Genomic DNA, 18,641 nt, shown 5'->3' with positions numbered 1-18,641 from the left:
GTTAGATCTTTATTATCCAAATAACATTATTAATGTAGGTAGCGATACAGGTTCACACATTATACGTTTTGAGCCGATGACCAATACGACAGGTAGTTCAGCTTATTTTTATGGTTGGATTGACTGGAATAAAAATGGCATTTTTGAAGTAGATGAAGCTATTAATCGTACCAATGGAGGTATTACAGGCGAAGCTTTATATACCAATAATGCGACTCTATTTGATGTTGGATTTATATTGCCTAATAATCTCGTGAACGATTATTACTTTATGCGTATTCGCGTATCACAGGATCAAATAGATCTTCAAGGTAAGTCAGGTACAGACGAAGATCCACGTTCTTTAGGCATTGTTGATGCCATCGGTGATATCGAAGACCACCGTGTTTATATTGGACGTTTTGATCTTGGTGATTTACGTGATACGGCATTAGGTACTTCTTCAACTAATACCAGTGTTGATTACCATACTCGTATACATGATGAAGGTCCTGCGCATCTTCCAAGTGCAAATCTTTATATTGGTACTAATCCGACCGATCCCGATCCTCATAACCGTTCAACGTACAATACAACTTATACGGCGTCACACCCTACAACAGATGATACTTCTGGTACGCCAACAGCTACACGTGATGATGAAGACTCTTTACCATCCACCCAAGTAACCGTCAATGAAACGGATAATTTAGTAAGCTTTGATTTGTCAGTGTCTAACAACACTGGCGCTGATGCTTATCTCTATGCGTGGTTAGATTCAGATCGCAATGGTCAATTGGATGTCGGTGAATTAACGTCGATCGGCAGTCCTGCAGATGATGGCGCAATAGTGATTCCTGATAATGGTGGCTCAGCGACTAATTACAGCGTGACTTGGGGAAATATTACTAGTTGGCCGTTAGTGAATCAGCATTATGGTATTCGTTTCCGCTTGTCTGAAACTAAATTAGCACTCGCTGGTGCCACGAATACAGATGAAGACCCACGTGCTCTTGGGGTGCAATTAACCCAAGGTGAAATCGAAGATTATTCTATTCGAGTAGTCGCAAGTGGTGGGACGGGAGGTGGGTCATCACAGTCAGATTTTGACCGGGATGGTGTACCAGACATTATTGATATCGATGATGATAACGACGGTATTTTAGATGTCGATGAGCTTGGATATGATCCTAATTATATCTACAGAGATTACTTTGATGCTGCGAATCCAAACGATCCAAATCAATGTCCACTTGTTAAACATACTGGTGATGGTTTCTATTATTCACCATCACATGTAGGTGGTGTTGGTGATAGTAACCCATCAGGTAATGCATTGGTCTGTGCTGGACAAAATGGCATGGGAAGTAACACTGGTAACCAAGTGAATAACACTTGGCAAGGTTATGGTGGTAGTTGTAGCAGTGGTCGCTATTACGCATATTTAACATTGTGTAATGAGTTTGATACGGCAGGGCGCTGTAATGGACAAGGTTTAAATGCAACATCATTTAATGACGAATTCTATCGTGTATTACCACAATACCTACCGTCAGTCACATTACAAGCAGGTGAAACATACCGTTTACGCGTTCTGATGTCACAAACAACGATGACGCCAACGCAAGGTGTGATTAATAATCAAATCATTAATCCAAATGAAACGATCATTAATGGTGAGCATTATTATACGTTTGATTACACACCTGCAGCCAACGAGCCATTAACCACCTTAGCGGTGAGAAATAACTTTGTCGCTAGTGGTAGTAACAATAGTGGTCAGGGTAATGACTTCGCTATTTGTGGTGTTGAATTCTTAACACGAGATTTAGCGGTTACTCAAGAGGGACACCATCAAGATATTGATGCTGATGATGACGGTATTCCTGATAATATCGAAGCACAAACCTCTGATGGCTATATTTTACCTAATTCAGATACCTTCGCTCAATATATCTCCAATAATGGTCTGAACACAGCTTATTTAACCACGAGTTCAAGTGGTGGATTAGGCTTAACACCCGTGAATACCGATGCAACTGCGCTAGTTAATAGCGATACGGTACCTGATTATGTTGATGCAGATTCTGATGCTGATGGCATTGATGATGTTGCTGAAAATGGCCCTAGTCATCCTAATTCCGTGACTAGTACTGTGGATACTGATGGTGATGGGTTATTAGATATTTTCGATGCGATTGATGATTCAACAGTCATTGGTACATCGCCTGGTAATTGGAGCCCAACCGATGAAGTTATTCAAAATACAGTGTCACATTTAGTCACCATATTTGGTGATGTTGATACCGATGCTGTTGATGGTGCGATTGTTCCGCTCAAAGAAGATCTTGACTTCCGTGATGATATTTCATTGGTGTCGTTAGACTTTGGTGATGCACCTGATACTTATAAAACACTCAGAGCATCGGGCGGCCCAACTCACCCTGCATCTTCTATTATCTTCATGGGTACCGCGGCAACAGATATCGAAGCTGATGGTGTGCCAACAGTAGACGCTACGGGTGATAATGCTGCAGCCACTAATGATGAGGATGCTTTATCCACACCGGTTTATATTCGTTCAACTGGCAATTATATGGTTGCGGTAACGTGTAACGATCATGATGGTACTAATGACTTAGGTGCGACTGTCTACGGCTGGGTTGATTTTGATATCAGTGGTGATTTTGGTCAAGCGGGAGAGTTTGCTTCTGCTGACTGTGTTGATGCCGATAATACCAGTGATGGTGTCGCTGTACTTTCCTTTAGTGGTTACAGTGCAACGCCTGCAAGTGGTGATACTTTCATTCGTTTACGTATTACAACAGATACGCTGACAGATGCTGATATGGGCGGTAATTTCGGTGTTGGTGAAGTAGAAGATCATACTTTAACTATTGTTGCTGATGAAACGCTTATGGATGGTGGTGATGCGCCACAAGCCTACCTTGTTGAGCTTTCTGAAAACGGTCCAAAACATATTTTCTCGTCAACCTTGTATCTCGGTGCTAATAATGTTGATGGTGAAGCATCAATGGCAAGCAGTGATGCAACATTTGATGATGCTACTGGCGATGATGAGCAAGGGGTAACGTTACCTCAACTTCAATTGAATGAGACTAGCTATACCGCAACAGCACAAGTGTTTAATAACACAGGGGAAGATGCAACTCTTATTGCATGGTTCGATACTGATCGTAATGGTACTTTTGATACAACTGAAGCGATCACTCAAACTGTTCCATCAAATAATACTTTGACCAGTTATGATATTACATGGCCAAGTATTAGTGCTATTAGTTACGGTGTTTACAATATGCGTGTGCGTTTGGCACCAGTAAGCGATGGGTTAACCAGTGCTGATACAGGCGGTATTGCGTCAAATGGTGAGGTGGAAGATCATCAATTACAAGTTTATGAATGCTCAACGGGTCTAGCAACAACCTATACTGATCTCACTGATGGTCTATCGTCGGGACGACATCCAGCAACGACTTGGCAATCTAAAGGTTTATTGGTGGAAGAAGTATCAAGAAGTGCACCATATGGTTACATTCAAGATGCAAATATTATTGGGCATGGTGAACCTGCTGGCTATCAAGTCGATAGCAAAATGATCTTCGCTTCTAGTAACGCTGTTTCTTACACCTTGGTGAATGTAGATGGTACGCCAAGAACGGCGAATACAGTGTCAGCCGTAGGTGATCCTTCTGGTTCATCGGGTACCATTTCTGTTGTCGCATTGGATTTAAATAACAATGTTATCGCAACCAAATCTTATCCAGATAATGGTCCTGCATTTGAAGTGAATACCACAGATACAGGTGGAACCCCGATTCATCGAGTTGTTATGTGGAATGGCTCAACGGCGTTCGATGGGTTTGTTGGAGCGCTTGAACATAGTTGTCAAGTTGCTGCGATTGAACAAGATTATGGTGATGCACCTGATACCACATCAGGCACAGGTATGGGGAATTACCAAACTACATCACTCAATGATGGTGCACGACATGATAAAGCTGATACGGATGGTGACAATCAAGTCGATATTACCCTAGGCACAGCGTGGGATATTGATTCAGGTGAACTAGAAAATGTGACTGCCACTGCTGATGACTTAGACGGTACTGACGATGAAGATGGCGTTACGTTACCAACAGAAGCAGCACCAAGTGATACGATTGATATCGAAATTACAGTAACGAAAGACGCACAATCCACCCTTAATGGTCTCCAACTTTACGCCTGGATGGATTGGAATGCCGATGGTGTATGGGATCCGGTGACTGAGTTAGTGGTGAATCAACCAACCGCAGCACAAGGTATGTTGACCTTCCCAACCACCATTCCAACAACCGTCACGTTAGGTAATATCTACTTACGGGTTAGGGTGTGTTCTACAGATACCAGCTGTAATACCCCAACAGGTGAAGCTTCTGATGGTGAGGTCGAAGATTACCGTATCATGATCAGTAATTTCCAAGTCAATGATGTGTGTGACCGTTTCTATGTCACGCAAGCACCAAGTGATCCTAATTACAGTTTCTCTGCGGTAACACCAGTGCAGCCATTGAGTTTCTCATTTACCACCTTAAATAACAGTGTTGTTTATAGTGGACTGAACTCGCTGGCCATAAACCGTGATAATGGACGCATGTACTCTACGTATCGAGATGGTGCTGGTAATTTAGCGGTCATTATGACAGATAGAACAGGTGTGACATGGGTACCGATGGGGGCTCCTCGCGCTGCGGGTAATTACACGGTAAGCCGTATTGATGGCGGCACATCGAGAAGTGTCACCACGGGTAATCCATTAAATACCGCTGCAGGGCTATTCGGGCTATTCCCACCTGTCTTACCTCAGTCAAATATGGGGACATTATCCCGTGATGGAACGAAATATTATGTGACGCATTCAACGTGGAGCAGTTACTTAATTATTGATATTCCATCCATGACCTTTGAAGTGAAACCTACACCGTCAGCCATGATTGATACCGGAACAGGGCTATTGAGAACCAGTGCGGACTGGGCGATTTCAGAAATCGATGGCAATATTTACTCTGTGGATTTGACAGGTAGAGGGTTTGCAGCAGGACTGACGTTCACCCTGTTAGAGCCGACTCAGCCTAAGCTTTATATCTTAGATCCGGTGAGTAATACGGTCACGGTTGAAGACATTAACTTCCAAGGTAAAGCACCGAATGCGTGGAGTGGTGCTGTTGTTACCGATGATGTGAACCACTTATATGCGATGACCAACTTTGGTCATCATGATACCAATCAAGATGGTGCTTATGATATCACTTCCGACAGAGTGGCGATGTACCGTATCAACCTTATCACTAAACAAGGTAACTATATCGTTGCCAGTGATAAGACCCAGCTTGGTTTCCAAGATGCATCGGGCTGTATTGCTAGCCGAGATAAAGGGGATGCACCAGAAAGCTATGGTGAAGTAGGCCATAGAAATCGTGATGTGAGCCTACAAGGTACGCCAGACTTAATTATGGGTACGGTATGGGATCCAGATATTTATCCATTCTTTAGCGCCGATGCAACGGGTGATGATGTGACCGGTAGCGATGATGAAGATGGGGTCACCCTACCGAGTGATATGCTCGTTGGCGTATCGAATGACATTGATGTTGTGGTGACAGGCGGTAGTGGTCATATCAATATCTTCATGGATTTAGATAACGACGGTACCTTCACGAATAACCCTGGTGAGCATGTGGTACAAGACTTCCCTGTTACCGCAGGTCTCAATACGATCCCGACTTTCTTACCAACAGGGATCAGTAATGGGCATGATGGCACCACCTTTATTCGAATCCGTCTCTGTAGTGCAGCGAATCAATGTATAGCGCCAACAGGCACAGTGGATAATGGTGAGGTAGAAGATTACACCGTGAATGTGCTTCAGCAAATGTCTATCAGTGGCATCATCTTTGAAGATAACGGTGTCGGTGGTGCAACAGATGCCCATGATGGTATTCAAGATGGCACAGAGCGAGGCCTTGCGAACTTTAAAGTACAAGCCATTTATAATGGACCGAATATTACGGGTTATAACACCGGTGACATCATAGCAACGGCGTTAACAGGCAGTGATGGTCGTTATACGTTTGCAGTGCCAGTGATATTAGCAGGGCAGCCAATCATTGTACGGGTTGGTTCAAAAGCCAATTGGATTGATATCAGTGAAGCGGATGTTAGCGGTATCCCACAAGTGACAAGTACCAGTGTCACGGATAACCAAATGACCGTTGTACTGCAAGCGGGTGATAACTTATCAGGTCTTAACTTTGGTAAAGTTAGTGAGCCGTATATGGAGCCTGATAACTTTACAGAAATAGAGCCAGGAGGCTTAGCGCTATTTAGTCATAAATTCACAGTCAATACCCAAGGTAATGTTAACTTCAATATCATCAATAACACGACAGGCCCAAGTGGTATTGGCGGTTGGTCAGCGATACTCTTTATTGATAATAATTGTAATGGCGAGTTAGATGGTGGCGATAATCAAGTCGTGAACCCAGTCGCCACAACAGCAGGCTCTTCTGTTTGCTTACTCTCTAAAGTGCAATCGCCGAGCAATGCGCCAGCGAACAGTAATTACAATTACGATATAGAAGCGGACATGAGCTTCGTTAATAGCGGCGTCACTCGACAATTAACCGATACAGATACAGTCAGAGTGACATTTGCTGGCAGTGGTGAGTTAACGATAGAGAAGACCGTACAAAACATTACTGAAGGAACCCCACCGGGGACGACAAACAATGCCAAACCGGGTGATATTTTAGAGTATGTCATTACCTTTAAAAACTTCAGTAATGCCAATATTAGTGATGTAAAACTGTTCGATTCAACCCCAGATTTCACCGAGTTGAGTCAAGCCGTACTATGTTCAGATGCGACAGTACCAACGGGGCTAACATGTACCGTTTCAACTACTGATGGAACGAATCAAATTGGTTACGAAGGAAATATTGAATGGGATATGGCAGGTACAATGAGTGCAGGTAGCAGTGGACAAGTCATTTATCGCGTTAAAGTGAATTAAATACAATTCGTTATTTAAAAAAGCGTCACATAAGTTGGCGCTTTTTTTATTGCATGTTTTTAATTAATTAAATTGATATTTAAGTCATATTCTACTTTCTAATAAATGAAACGGAACAAATAGACGACAATTTACACACGTTAAAATATAAATCGAAAAATTACCTTTTCATGAGGATGAGGTTGATGAATAAAAATTTCATACCTTTTAAGAAAGCATTTAAATTATACATAAGTGCATTTTTTCTATGTGCGATTAGTTTTAAATTAAATGCGGAACAGCCTCGTGTAATTAGTAATAGTGGTTTTTCTGATGGTGTTTTCCAAACCTGTACGCCTGTGGGTAAATATTATTGTATGCGTGTCTTCGCTGGTAGAAATGGTGATAACTATTTAAATGCAGGTGGCGGGTGTCGTGTATTTAATGGTTCGTCCACTTTTTTTATGGGTGATGTAGTTGTTCAAAAAGGAACAATTAGAACCTTAAATGCAGATGACAAAGCAACGTATTATTTTCCTAATGGTATAACAGAAACAATTAATGGTGGTCATACTGCCGGAGGTAACTGTGAAACGGGTAGAAATACCCAGAGAGTCGTCAATCGGGATGTTATTCCTCTAGGGACGACCTTTACGGTGGCCTCTGATGTGTTAGTTGGTGGTGGCGGTGAAGCATGGGGACAAATGGATGTGTATTTTGAACCTTATCTTCAAGATTATGGTGATGCGCCTGATGCTTCAAATGGTACAGGGCTTAATAATTATCGTACACGACAAGGCGATAACGGACCCTCTCATCGCGCATTAAAAAGTGAATATACGACATATTTAGGTGTGAATATCCCAGATGATGATGACACTGGGCTTCAAAATGCAGATGCCACGGCTGATGATAATAATGCTGGTAGTACATTTTATGGCGTTGCAGGAGATGATGAGGATGGCGTGACATATCCAAGTGTTCGTTTTGTTGACACTACTTATTCCATTTCTGCAGATGCAACCAATACTTCGGGTTCTGATGCCTATTTATATGCATGGTTTGATTTTGATAACAGCGGTACCTTTGATGTCGATGAATTAATTACCAATGGTACTGGCCCGGGGGGGGCATTTGTTGTACCAACAGGCACAAATAACCAAACTCAAACATTAACATGGAACTCTCTTGCTGATTTAACGGCTAATGGTTATTACTTCTCACGTGTACGTATCAGCTCAACACTTATTAATACATCAGCAACAGGTAGTGATGAAGATACCCGTTCGTTAGGCGCATTAAACAACGCAGGGGAAATCGAAGATTACATGACCTGTGTTGGCTGTGTAGACATTACAGGGCATGTTTATGATGATGTGAACGGTGATAGTGGCATGACTGATCAAATCCCTGTCAGTGGCGTGAGTGTTTATGTTTATACCGATGACGGTGATGGTATTCCAAATGCCGCCGATGGTGCGCCTAGTTATACCACAACAACTGACGCCAATGGCTATTATTCATTCTTACAAATTCCCGGCGTCACCTATTTTGTTTCGCCTAATCCGCCAGCAACAGGTAGCGCAGTCGCTGATCAAACCTATACCACAGCAGTGACGGATAATATAAATGGTACCTTTGCGACTGGTTATTGTGACGCGAATGGGGATGGGGTCGCTGATGCAACGCCGATCAATACAACGGGTTCTTGTTTTGGTGGTTGGGATGGCGATCGTGCAACCAACAATGGAACGGGTAACCTTTCTTTACGTGAACATATTACTCGAATTGAATTTTCGGGTATGTCACAGGCGGTGAATAACTTAGATTTTGGTTTCTCTTATAACGTTGTTACAAATTTAAATAACACAGCGCAAGGCTCGTTAAATCAATTTATTACTAATGCTAATACTATTGCTGGTGCTAACGAAATGCGCTTTGTCCCAGCAGTTCCTGCCAATGATACTGATGCAAGTGTAGATTGGTGGGTCATCACACCAACATCATCACTGATTGCTATCACAGGTATGAATGGTGCCAATACAACTATTGATGGAACTGTGTATAGCCATACCAACGGGATAACAGTTGTTGATTCTAATCCTGGAAATTATTCTGCGGCACAAATAGTGGGGAGTAATACTGGATGTACAACAGAAGTTATCCCACCATTAGCTAAACCTGAATTACAAATTGATATGGCAACCAATGCTAGCCCCTACAATGCTGAACTGCTTACTATCAGTGCTGATAATACGACGGTTAAACATTTATCTCTGACTGGTGGTTCGCTAGGAATTAACGTTAATGCAGCCAATATTACAGATACATTAATTGAAAATAACCTCATTGGTATTGATCCTGCTGGTAATGATGATGTGATTGGTGACCAAGGTTGCGGAACATCATTAGGTTGTGCTGGTATTGCTATTTCTAATGCCGGAAATAGTGCATTAACTGGTGACAGTGGTGTGATCCGTTATAACGCAATAAAGACAGCACATAATAATATTTCATTTAATAATTTAACATCACAAACTAATGTGATTAATTGGCAAGTGATTCATAACCAATTATTAGGAACAACCTCTACTGCAGCGACACCTTATCATAATGTTGTGATTGCTCGAGGCGCACCAAGTTATCTAAATATTCAAGGTAATATATTACGTGAAGCAACGGGGGATGGTATTAACCAGAGCCTTACTTCAGCCGTTGATTTAAACCAAACTATCACGAGTAATGATATTCAAAATGCTGATGGTGATGCCATTCATTATCGAAGTGGTCGCCATTCAACCATTGAATGTAATGTCTTACACAATAATGGTGGTTCGGGTGTTTCCATTGATGGAAATACCAATGTTAGAGGCTACTTAATTACTAAAAATACCTTCAGCAACAATGATTCCAATTCTATTGACTTACAAAATGGTGCCACTGGTGATGGCGTATCTCTTAATAATGATATATGTAATAACAATACCGGAGCTGGGGCAAATAACAATTTAGCACGGCCTGAAATTGATAGTGCAGTTTATGACGGTACCAATTTAACCGTGACTGGCAGTGTTTGTGGTACGGGTGAATTTGTCTTTGAAGTTTATAAAGTCAATGCAGGTACAGGTGATACTGGTGGTGATAGTCGTGCTGCTGGGGAAGGTGAAACGTATCTATACAGTATTACAGGTGTTGTTGGTTCTAACCTCAATGACGTTACAGCAGTACCAGGACTCGTAAATGGTGATGAAATTACAGTTATTGCTTATCGTATAACAACCGGCGGGCTTGGTTCACTGCAAGATACATCGGAGTTTAGTGCTAATGTACCTGTTGATATGGACATCACTTTAAATGGGAAAGTATTTGAAGACAACGGAAAAGGCGCTACCACTGCACATAATGGTATTCAGGCTGGTGATGAACAAGGCTTACATGGATTCATTGTTAAAGCGGTTTATGATGATACAGCAATAACGGGTTTTAACCCCGGACAAGAGATCAACCGAACTATTACCTCAGGAGATGGTCGTTTTACTCTTGTGATCCCTGTTGATTTATCAGAAAAAAACGTCAAGTTGATCGTGGTTTCGCAAGCTGCTTGGATTGATATATCAGAAAGTGATGTTACAGATCCTGCATTAGATTTAGTGGGGAAAGTTACTAATAATTCATTACTTGACGGTGAAATGCTGATCAACGCTACTGCTGGTGATATTTTGGATAATTTAGACTTTGGTAAAGTCCAAGAGCCGGTTTTAGAACCTGATAATTCTGTCGATGCCTTAGTTGGATTACCAGTCTTCCTGAGCCATAAATTTATTATCGATACGTCAGGTACGGTAACGTTTAGTTTAGCCAATGAACAAGCATCGCCATCAGGGTACAACTGGAGTCATATTATTTATCAAGATATTAGCTGTAACGGTGTGTTAGATATGCCAGCAGATATCGCTGTGGTTGCGCCATTCAATATGAATGCAGATTCTGCACCTGAAATATGCCTTGTTGTTAAATCTATGATGCCATCCAATACGCCACTCAATGCTATTAGTCGCTACGAACTTATTGCGAATGTAACGTTTAGTAATTCACCCATTGTTCGTCAGGTTTCCGATACAGATACAATTAAAGTGACTTACAGTGGTTCTAGTGATTTAGAAATAGAAAAAACAGTGCTAAATATCACTACATCTACGGGTGAATCAAGAAGTAATAAGGCCAAACCTAACGATATTTTAGAATATAGAATCTATTTTAAAAATAATGGATTAGGTGATGTCGATGATTTAATTATTTCTGATTTGATCCCAGATTTCACATCATTATCGACGACAATCTTATGTACGCCTCCTGCGGTATCGCTACCAGGAACGTTAGTTTGCAGCTCCATTTTAACGCCTAATGGTACTAATAATGCGGGTTATCAAGGTGCAGTTGAATGGCATTTCAATAATAATCTAGCTCCTGGTGAGAGTGGTTATGTGAGTTATCAAGTTAAGGTGGATTAATATTTATTAAAACGGAAATTAAACTTTTAATAATATTAAAATTCATAATTGCAATGAAATTAAATAATGATTAGCAAAATAGTATTCTACTTTACGTATATATAAGAAAATTGATGAATTTGAAATGGTATAAACTTTGCTTATTTCCTTTTATAGATTTCAAAAAATAGAGTTAATTATTTTTTGATGGAGGAATTAATTCGAATGCTTATTAAAATCCTAACAATAAAAATAATATTTAGATTACTTCTCTTAACTTCGACACTCTTATTTAGTCAGAAAGTTTTTTCTGCTGAAGGTGTGGGTTTAGTATATCAAAGCGACTTACTTTCCATCGGTGGTATGGGGGGATCTCCATTTTCTGTTAAAAACTGCCCAAGCGGTCAATTAATGACAGGGTTTGAGTTCTATAACTCAAATTCGGGTGGGACTCTTGATGGAACAGCCTTAAGAGGTCGCTGCTCAACAGTTAATGTATCTGGTGGTGTTGCCACGTTAACATACTCTGGCAACACGCCTTGGGGTGGGCCAACATCAGGGACGCAATATTCAGGAAATTGTCCAGCAAATCAAGCTGTTGTTGGTGTTGATGCTCAAACCACAACGTGGCCTGTAATGGGGTGGTTTCGTCTTTATTGTGCGCCTGTTTCTTTTAATAGTGGAACAAATCGATTAGAAATTGCAGCAGCGCCAGCATCGCCATCAACTGGGCAAATAGGACCTAATCATGCATACGGGGGATCATATTATAATCGTGTTGTTGCTCCTGCAGGTCAAGCATTAGCTGGTTTTGATGGCCGTTCCGGCGCAGCGTTAGATTTAGTGTCCTTTAAGGCCTATTCCTTTGTGCAAGGTAGCCTAACCTTGAACGCTGTTGTGAATCCAGGAGGCAGTGCGGTTCCTGGTGACTTTACATTAATAGCGACAGATAGTGGAAATATAGCTGCCAACTTTAGTTCAGGTGACACCAGAGCGATGACGCCTAGCTCGTATACCTTAAGTTGGAATGGTCCAACTGGCTATACGTTAAATAACCTCAGTTGTGCGACGACGTTTACATTAAATAATGGTGACGATGTTTCTTGTACTTATACATTTGATCCGCCTCCTTCTATTTCTGGCTTTGTTTTTAATGATGATGGTAGTGGAGGTGGTACATCGGCCAATGGTGTCAAAGATGGAAGTGAGGCTGGTCTGGGAATAACTGTGCCTGTTGTGGCTTATAATTCAGCAACAGGACAGTGCTATGCGGCTAATGCAGATCCGACAACGGGTGCATATTCAATATCGCTTCCAACGACTGGTACCTATAAAGTTTACGAAGCCATAAACGAAACTAACATCACTTCTCCGACTTGTCCACCAACGCAATCGACGGTTGATCCCGTCACCGGCACTAGCGGAGGCGGTACAATAGGCGATCCTGCTTCACATATCTCCTCAACTGCGAATATTGTTACCGTCACTGCTGGCGTTGTTACTGATGTAAACTTTGGTGACATTGTGATTGATAATACATTTCCTACTTGTGATACCAATGCGTATTTGACTAAAAATACACCCAGATCATTGTATCAAGTGAATTTGGTAACAGCGTCGGAAACACAGCTAGGTTCTACACATTCTCCGACATACAACGGTATTGGCTATAGTGTTGCCCAAAACTTATTATGGGGGGTTTACGCGAATAGCGGTTCAACCAATTCAGATGTCGTTGCTTTTGATAGTCAACATCAACCCGTCTTAAGGCTTAATGTGCCAGAACTCAACGGAATCAGCTTTCCTGCAGGAGACGTCACTGATGACGACATACTAGTATTGTTGTCGGGCGGAGGAGCGAATGGTCGACGTCTTTATTTTGTGGATGTGAATCCTAATTCTGAAACTTATGGTCAATATCTAGGTCGTTCTGCGTCTACGAATACCTTTGTTGGTGATCTCGCGATTCATCCGCTTGATACGTCAATAGCATGGGGTATTACCAACGATAAATCACTTTATCGTTATGATTTAACCATCAATCGTCAAACAAATACGTATGCTGTATCTGTGACAAATTTGGGCACAACAAATATGTCGGGTTCGGGAGCGGTTGGCGCTTTATATTTTGACAATATGGGCTTTATGTATGCCTCTAATAATAATGACGGTGCATTATGGCGATTTGATTTATCGAACTTATCAGCGCCAGCTGCGACGTTAGTTAATGCAACTTTTCTTACAAATGGTCAGCCAGCAAGTGGTAACGATGGCGCACGGTGTCGCTATGCTCCCGTACCAACAGATTTTGGTGATGCACCAAATACATACGGCACAGATTTAACTAATAATGGTCCTCGCCACCAAACCGACATCGGTTTACCGTATTTAGGCTCTAATAACCCTGATAATGAAAATGACGGTCAGCCAACCGCGACTGCAAATGGAGATGATATTAACGGCTTAACTCCGGATGATGAAGATGGATTTATTCAGCCATCGATATCAACAATATTATCTGGTGGTAGTACGGTGACCATGTCAGTACCTGTAGTATCGTCAGGAAATGATAACCTTTATGGTTGGATTGATTTCGACCTTAGCGGCACCTTTGATAATGATGAGAGGGCGACCGTTGCCGTTAATGCATCAGGTAATAGCACCTTAACCTTTACAGTCCCTGCTGATGTTCAAATCCAAGATACCCTTGCCCGTTTACGTGTTTGTTCGAGTGGTGAAGCCTGTAGCAGTCCAATGGGCAGTGCTGGTGACGGTGAAGTTGAAGATCATCAAATATCACTGAAACCACCCGGTGACTTAGAATTAGATTTAGAATTAGAGCCGGGAGTGAATGTTACGTTAGGTATTCCATTTAATGTGGTGGTAAAAGTTGAGAATAAGGGAACGACCATTGCGTTAAACACTAAAGTCACCTTACCTATTCCTGCCGGCTACAGCTTTGTTAGGGCGTATGAAGGAGATGGAGTAACGCCAACAACGATTTATGACCCTATTACGGGGGAATTGGATCTTGGGGCAATTGGTCTCGGATTTAACGATTATGCAGTGATCCGCCTTGCTCCTCAATCTTCCACAGCTCCTCCTATTAGTGGTGAAATCATTGAAACCTCGATCAATGATACCGACTCCACGCCAAACAATGGGTTTAATAACGGTGAAGATGACACAGATACCGTGACACCCAATATCACCAATGTTGTTCAACCGAATGTTTGTGAATCTCCTGTCGTGTATGAAGGAGGGGATGCTTACCTTGATGCCAATGGTGAGTATGTTGTAACGACCAATACACAGAACCAAGCAGGGTACCTGTGGAGTTTGCAATACATCGATTTAAATCAGCCTATGTATGCAGAGCTCGCCGTATATCTCGGTGATCGCAGTGCCAATACCGGGGGGCCGGCAGGCGAAGCGGGGGCTGACGGTATGACCTTTGTTTTATCTGCTGATCCTCGTGACTTGAATGCGGTAGGTGATTTCGGTGGTGGATTAGGGGTGGGCGATAACTTCGGTGGACAGCGTGTACAACCGTCCATTGTGTTTGAGTTTGATACTTTTGATAACACCTTTATTGGAGCTACAGACGATGCGCTTGGTGGACAATATATTGATCATACAGGTGTATATCTAAACGGGGACATATATACCCCAGATCCAGCCAATACTTTGATCCCTGCAACATCTGTCGCGGGTGGTGAATTGGAGGATGGACGTTATCACATCGCACAGTTCTATTGGGATCCGACTACCAACCAATTTACTTATTACATGGATGGTGTGATGGTAGGACAATTTACCCGAAACATCCGTAATGATATTGGCAACAACATGGTTCGTTTCGGATTTACAGGGAGTACTGGGGATAGCTTCAACCTACAAAAAGGTTGTTTCACTGATGCACCAGATGTATTAGGTTCAGATTTTGGTGATGCGGTTGATACCACAGCAGGGACAGGTATCAATGATTACACTACCATTTATGATAATGATGGGGCGCACCATGTGCAGGTAGATACGGATGATAACGGCTTTATCGATCTGCGTTTAGGTAACCAATGGGATGCAGATAACGGTAATTTACAAGATATCCTTGCTCGTGCGGATGATAATAACAATTTCGATGATGAAGACGGCGTTACCGTATTAGCACTTGCGACCATTGGCGAAAACCTTAGTGTCGCGGTTAATGTGGTCGAAGATGCGGCACGTACCAGTACAGGTCAACGTATTTATGGTTGGATGGACTTCAATCTTGATGGTGATTGGGATGATGCTGGTGAACAAGTTATCACTCAAACGAATGCAGCCATTGGCTTGAATAACTTCACGGTGCCAATCCCATCAGGTGCCGTGGTCGGGCATACTTATTTACGTGTTCGCCTCTGTAGTAATGTCGATTGTAATAGCCCGATGGGACGAGCAAATGATGGTGAGGTAGAAGATTACCGTATTCTGCTCTCTGATCTTGTTGGTAATAATCAGTGTGATTTGATCATGCAAACCATCAGGCCTGTGGCATCGAGTGATTATACATATACCTCTTTAGATGTACCAAGTAACCCAATTACTTTCTCTGATATTGTGAATCCGATTGCGATTATCAATCAGACCAATATCGCCAATATTAATGCGATTGGTTTTAACCGTGTGAATGGTTTCATTTACGGTACCTTTACCGACATGTCTCATGCCGATCGTACTCACCACCTATTTGTAACGGATAAAACAGGAAATAGCTTTATTGACCTAGGCGAAATTCGTGCAGCTTCAGGCAGTGCAATACGTCGTCTTCAAGATGGCGATACTTTTACTTTCACTGCTGGAGACTCTTTACGTAACAGCGGTTATACCTCAACGTCAGCGCCGACCGTTACTTTAAGTGCGCCTATAGCGGGTGATGTCACTGCTGATGGGAGTGAGTTGATCATTTGGCGTACATCTTGGGACTCGATTGTTAAAGTGGATGTAGAAACCCAAACTTTCACCACGGTGTTAATCGATATTGCCGCGATGGGAGGCAGTTATGGTGGCGGCCCAATTAATGTCGGTGCTGATTTAGCCATTAATAGTCAAACGGGAGTGGGCTACTTGTTGGATTTAGAAGGTGACACTTTATATACCATCAACTTGACGACGGGAGCAGTGACCAGTAGTAACCTCACTTACTTTGGTGCAGAGCCAACGTTAGATAGTAATGGCAAGTTACAAGCAGGAGCACTTGTAATGGACAATGGTATCAGCCTTTATGCCATCACCAATGGGGGGAACCATGACAGCGATAATAATGGTGGGATAGATCTTAACGATCGCGCTGTGGTTTATCGCGTTAACGTTGTTACTGGAGATACGGAATATGTTACCGCGTCCGATCAAGGCAGCTTACAAGGTAATGATGGGGCTGGGTGTTACGACTCGACCGATTATGGTGATGCACTAGCCAGTTATGGTGAAGCAGGACACCAATATTTTGATGCCGCGACAGATGGTACAGCCGATTTACTACTGGGTAGCCGTTGGGATCCAGAGTTTGGGCAATGGCTAACGGCCGATGCATCAGGGGATGATACCAATGGTCAAGATGATGAAGATTTGGCGATTCCTAGTCAGATTATTGTTGAGACACCAACCACCTTACCAATACAAGTAGTGGGTACGGGGTATGTCAATATCTGGGTTGATATCAACAATGACGGTGACTTTAACGATACAAATGAATTCTTAATTGATGATGAAGCTGTTGTGACAGGTCTTAACAATATTCCAATCACATTAGATGCGAACAGTGCTGAAGGTTTCAACGGCTATACCGTTATGCGCGTACGTTTATGCTCGGCGATAAATACTTGTGACAGTGTGTCAGGTTTAGTAGCTGATGGGGAAGTGGAAGATCACTGGTTTGAATTACTCAATCGTATCGTATTGAACGGCTTAGTGTTTGAAGATAACGGTGTCGGTGGAGCAACAGCGGCTCATGATGGTATACAAGATGGTAGTGAAATCGGATTAGGTAACTTCACAGTGACGGTTACGTTCAATGATACAGGGGTTACAGGGGTTACAACTGGTGATGTGATTGGTACTGAAATCACATCAGGTGATGGAACCTATCAATTTATTATCGGGGTGGATTTTTCGGGTAAAAACTTATTGTTAGATGTCGTGAAACAAGCGGATTGGATTGATATCAGTGAAGCGAATGTCACAGGCATTCCACAAGTGACGAGTAACAGTGTTATCGACAGTCAAATGGCCGTGAATGCGAATGCAGGTGATGAAATCTTCGGTTTAGATTTCGGTAAAGTACGTGAGCCACGCATGGAGCCAGATAACTTCAGTGAAGCCACCCCCGGTGGCGTGGTGTTCTTCCCACATAAATTTACTGCCGCGACATCCGGTAATGTTAACTTCACCATCATTAATCCAAGCGCGTCAACAACGAATACCAGTTGGAGTACGGTGCTCTATCACGATGTCGATTGTGATGGCACGCTCAATGGTGTTGAGGCGCAAGTGGTGAATCCAGTCGCAGTGAGTGGTAATAGTGCCGTATGTTTACTCAGTAAAGTCACCGTACCGGCTAATGCACCGATGAATGCTCATTATCACTACGATATTGAAGCTGATATGACTTTTGCAGATACCACTAATACAGGGCATGGCATAACGCGTGTCGTGTTAGATAAAGACACCGTTAGAGCAACCTTTACAGGCTCGGGTGAATTAAGGCTAGAGAAAACGGTGCGTAATGTTACTCAGAATGGTCAAGCGGTAACCAGTAATGAAGGGCGACCAGGTGATGTGCTGGAATATGTCGTGACGTTCACGAATGTGGGCAATGCACCAATCAGCGATGTTGTTATTTTTGATAGTACGCCTGAATTTACCGAACTTAATCAAGCGGTACAGTGTAGTAATGGTACGGTTCCTGCTTCACTCGTTTGTAACATAGTCATAAGTAATGGCGTTAATTCAGCTGGATACGAAGGCAATATTCGTTGGGAAATGAATGGTTCTCTTGCTGCTGGCGTATCAGGAACCGTTATTTACCGAGTTGTGATTCAATAATTGATTCATTTAGGTGTGCAAAATGGAAAATATCT

At 42.4% G+C, this 18,641-nt stretch carries 3 protein-coding genes; all 3 read left to right on the top strand.

Annotated features, from left to right (window positions below; genetic code table 11):
* Positions 1-76: 76 nt before the first annotated feature.
* Complete coding sequence (locus BTO08_RS22040; protein ID WP_206780968.1) at positions 77-7,051, top strand: GEVED domain-containing protein; 6,975 nt, start codon at positions 77-79, stop codon at positions 7,049-7,051.
* A 185-nt stretch (positions 7,052-7,236) separates the two neighbouring features.
* On the top strand, positions 7,237-11,541 hold the full coding sequence (locus tag BTO08_RS22035; RefSeq protein WP_105062662.1) for a right-handed parallel beta-helix repeat-containing protein: 4,305 nt from the start codon (positions 7,237-7,239) through the stop codon (positions 11,539-11,541).
* A 204-nt stretch (positions 11,542-11,745) separates the two neighbouring features.
* Positions 11,746-18,606, top strand: a complete 6,861-nt coding sequence (locus tag BTO08_RS22030) for a GEVED domain-containing protein (RefSeq protein ID WP_105062661.1) — start codon at positions 11,746-11,748, stop codon at positions 18,604-18,606.
* Positions 18,607-18,641: the final 35 nt, after the last annotated feature.

The sequence above is a fragment of the Photobacterium angustum genome, from assembly GCF_002954615.1.
Classification (GTDB): domain Bacteria; phylum Pseudomonadota; class Gammaproteobacteria; order Enterobacterales; family Vibrionaceae; genus Photobacterium; species Photobacterium angustum_A.
Note: the sequence above shows the minus strand (reverse complement) of the source record. Positions and strands in the feature narration are given on the sequence as shown.

Coding starts and splice junctions, on each gene's coding strand:
- BTO08_RS22040 (WP_206780968.1), top strand. CDS start 77: ATGACCAATACGACAGGTAGTTCAGCTTATTTTTATGGTTGGATTGAC.
- BTO08_RS22030 (WP_105062661.1), top strand. CDS start 11,746: ATGCTTATTAAAATCCTAACAATAAAAATAATATTTAGATTACTTCTC.
- BTO08_RS22035 (WP_105062662.1), top strand. CDS start 7,237: ATGAATAAAAATTTCATACCTTTTAAGAAAGCATTTAAATTATACATA.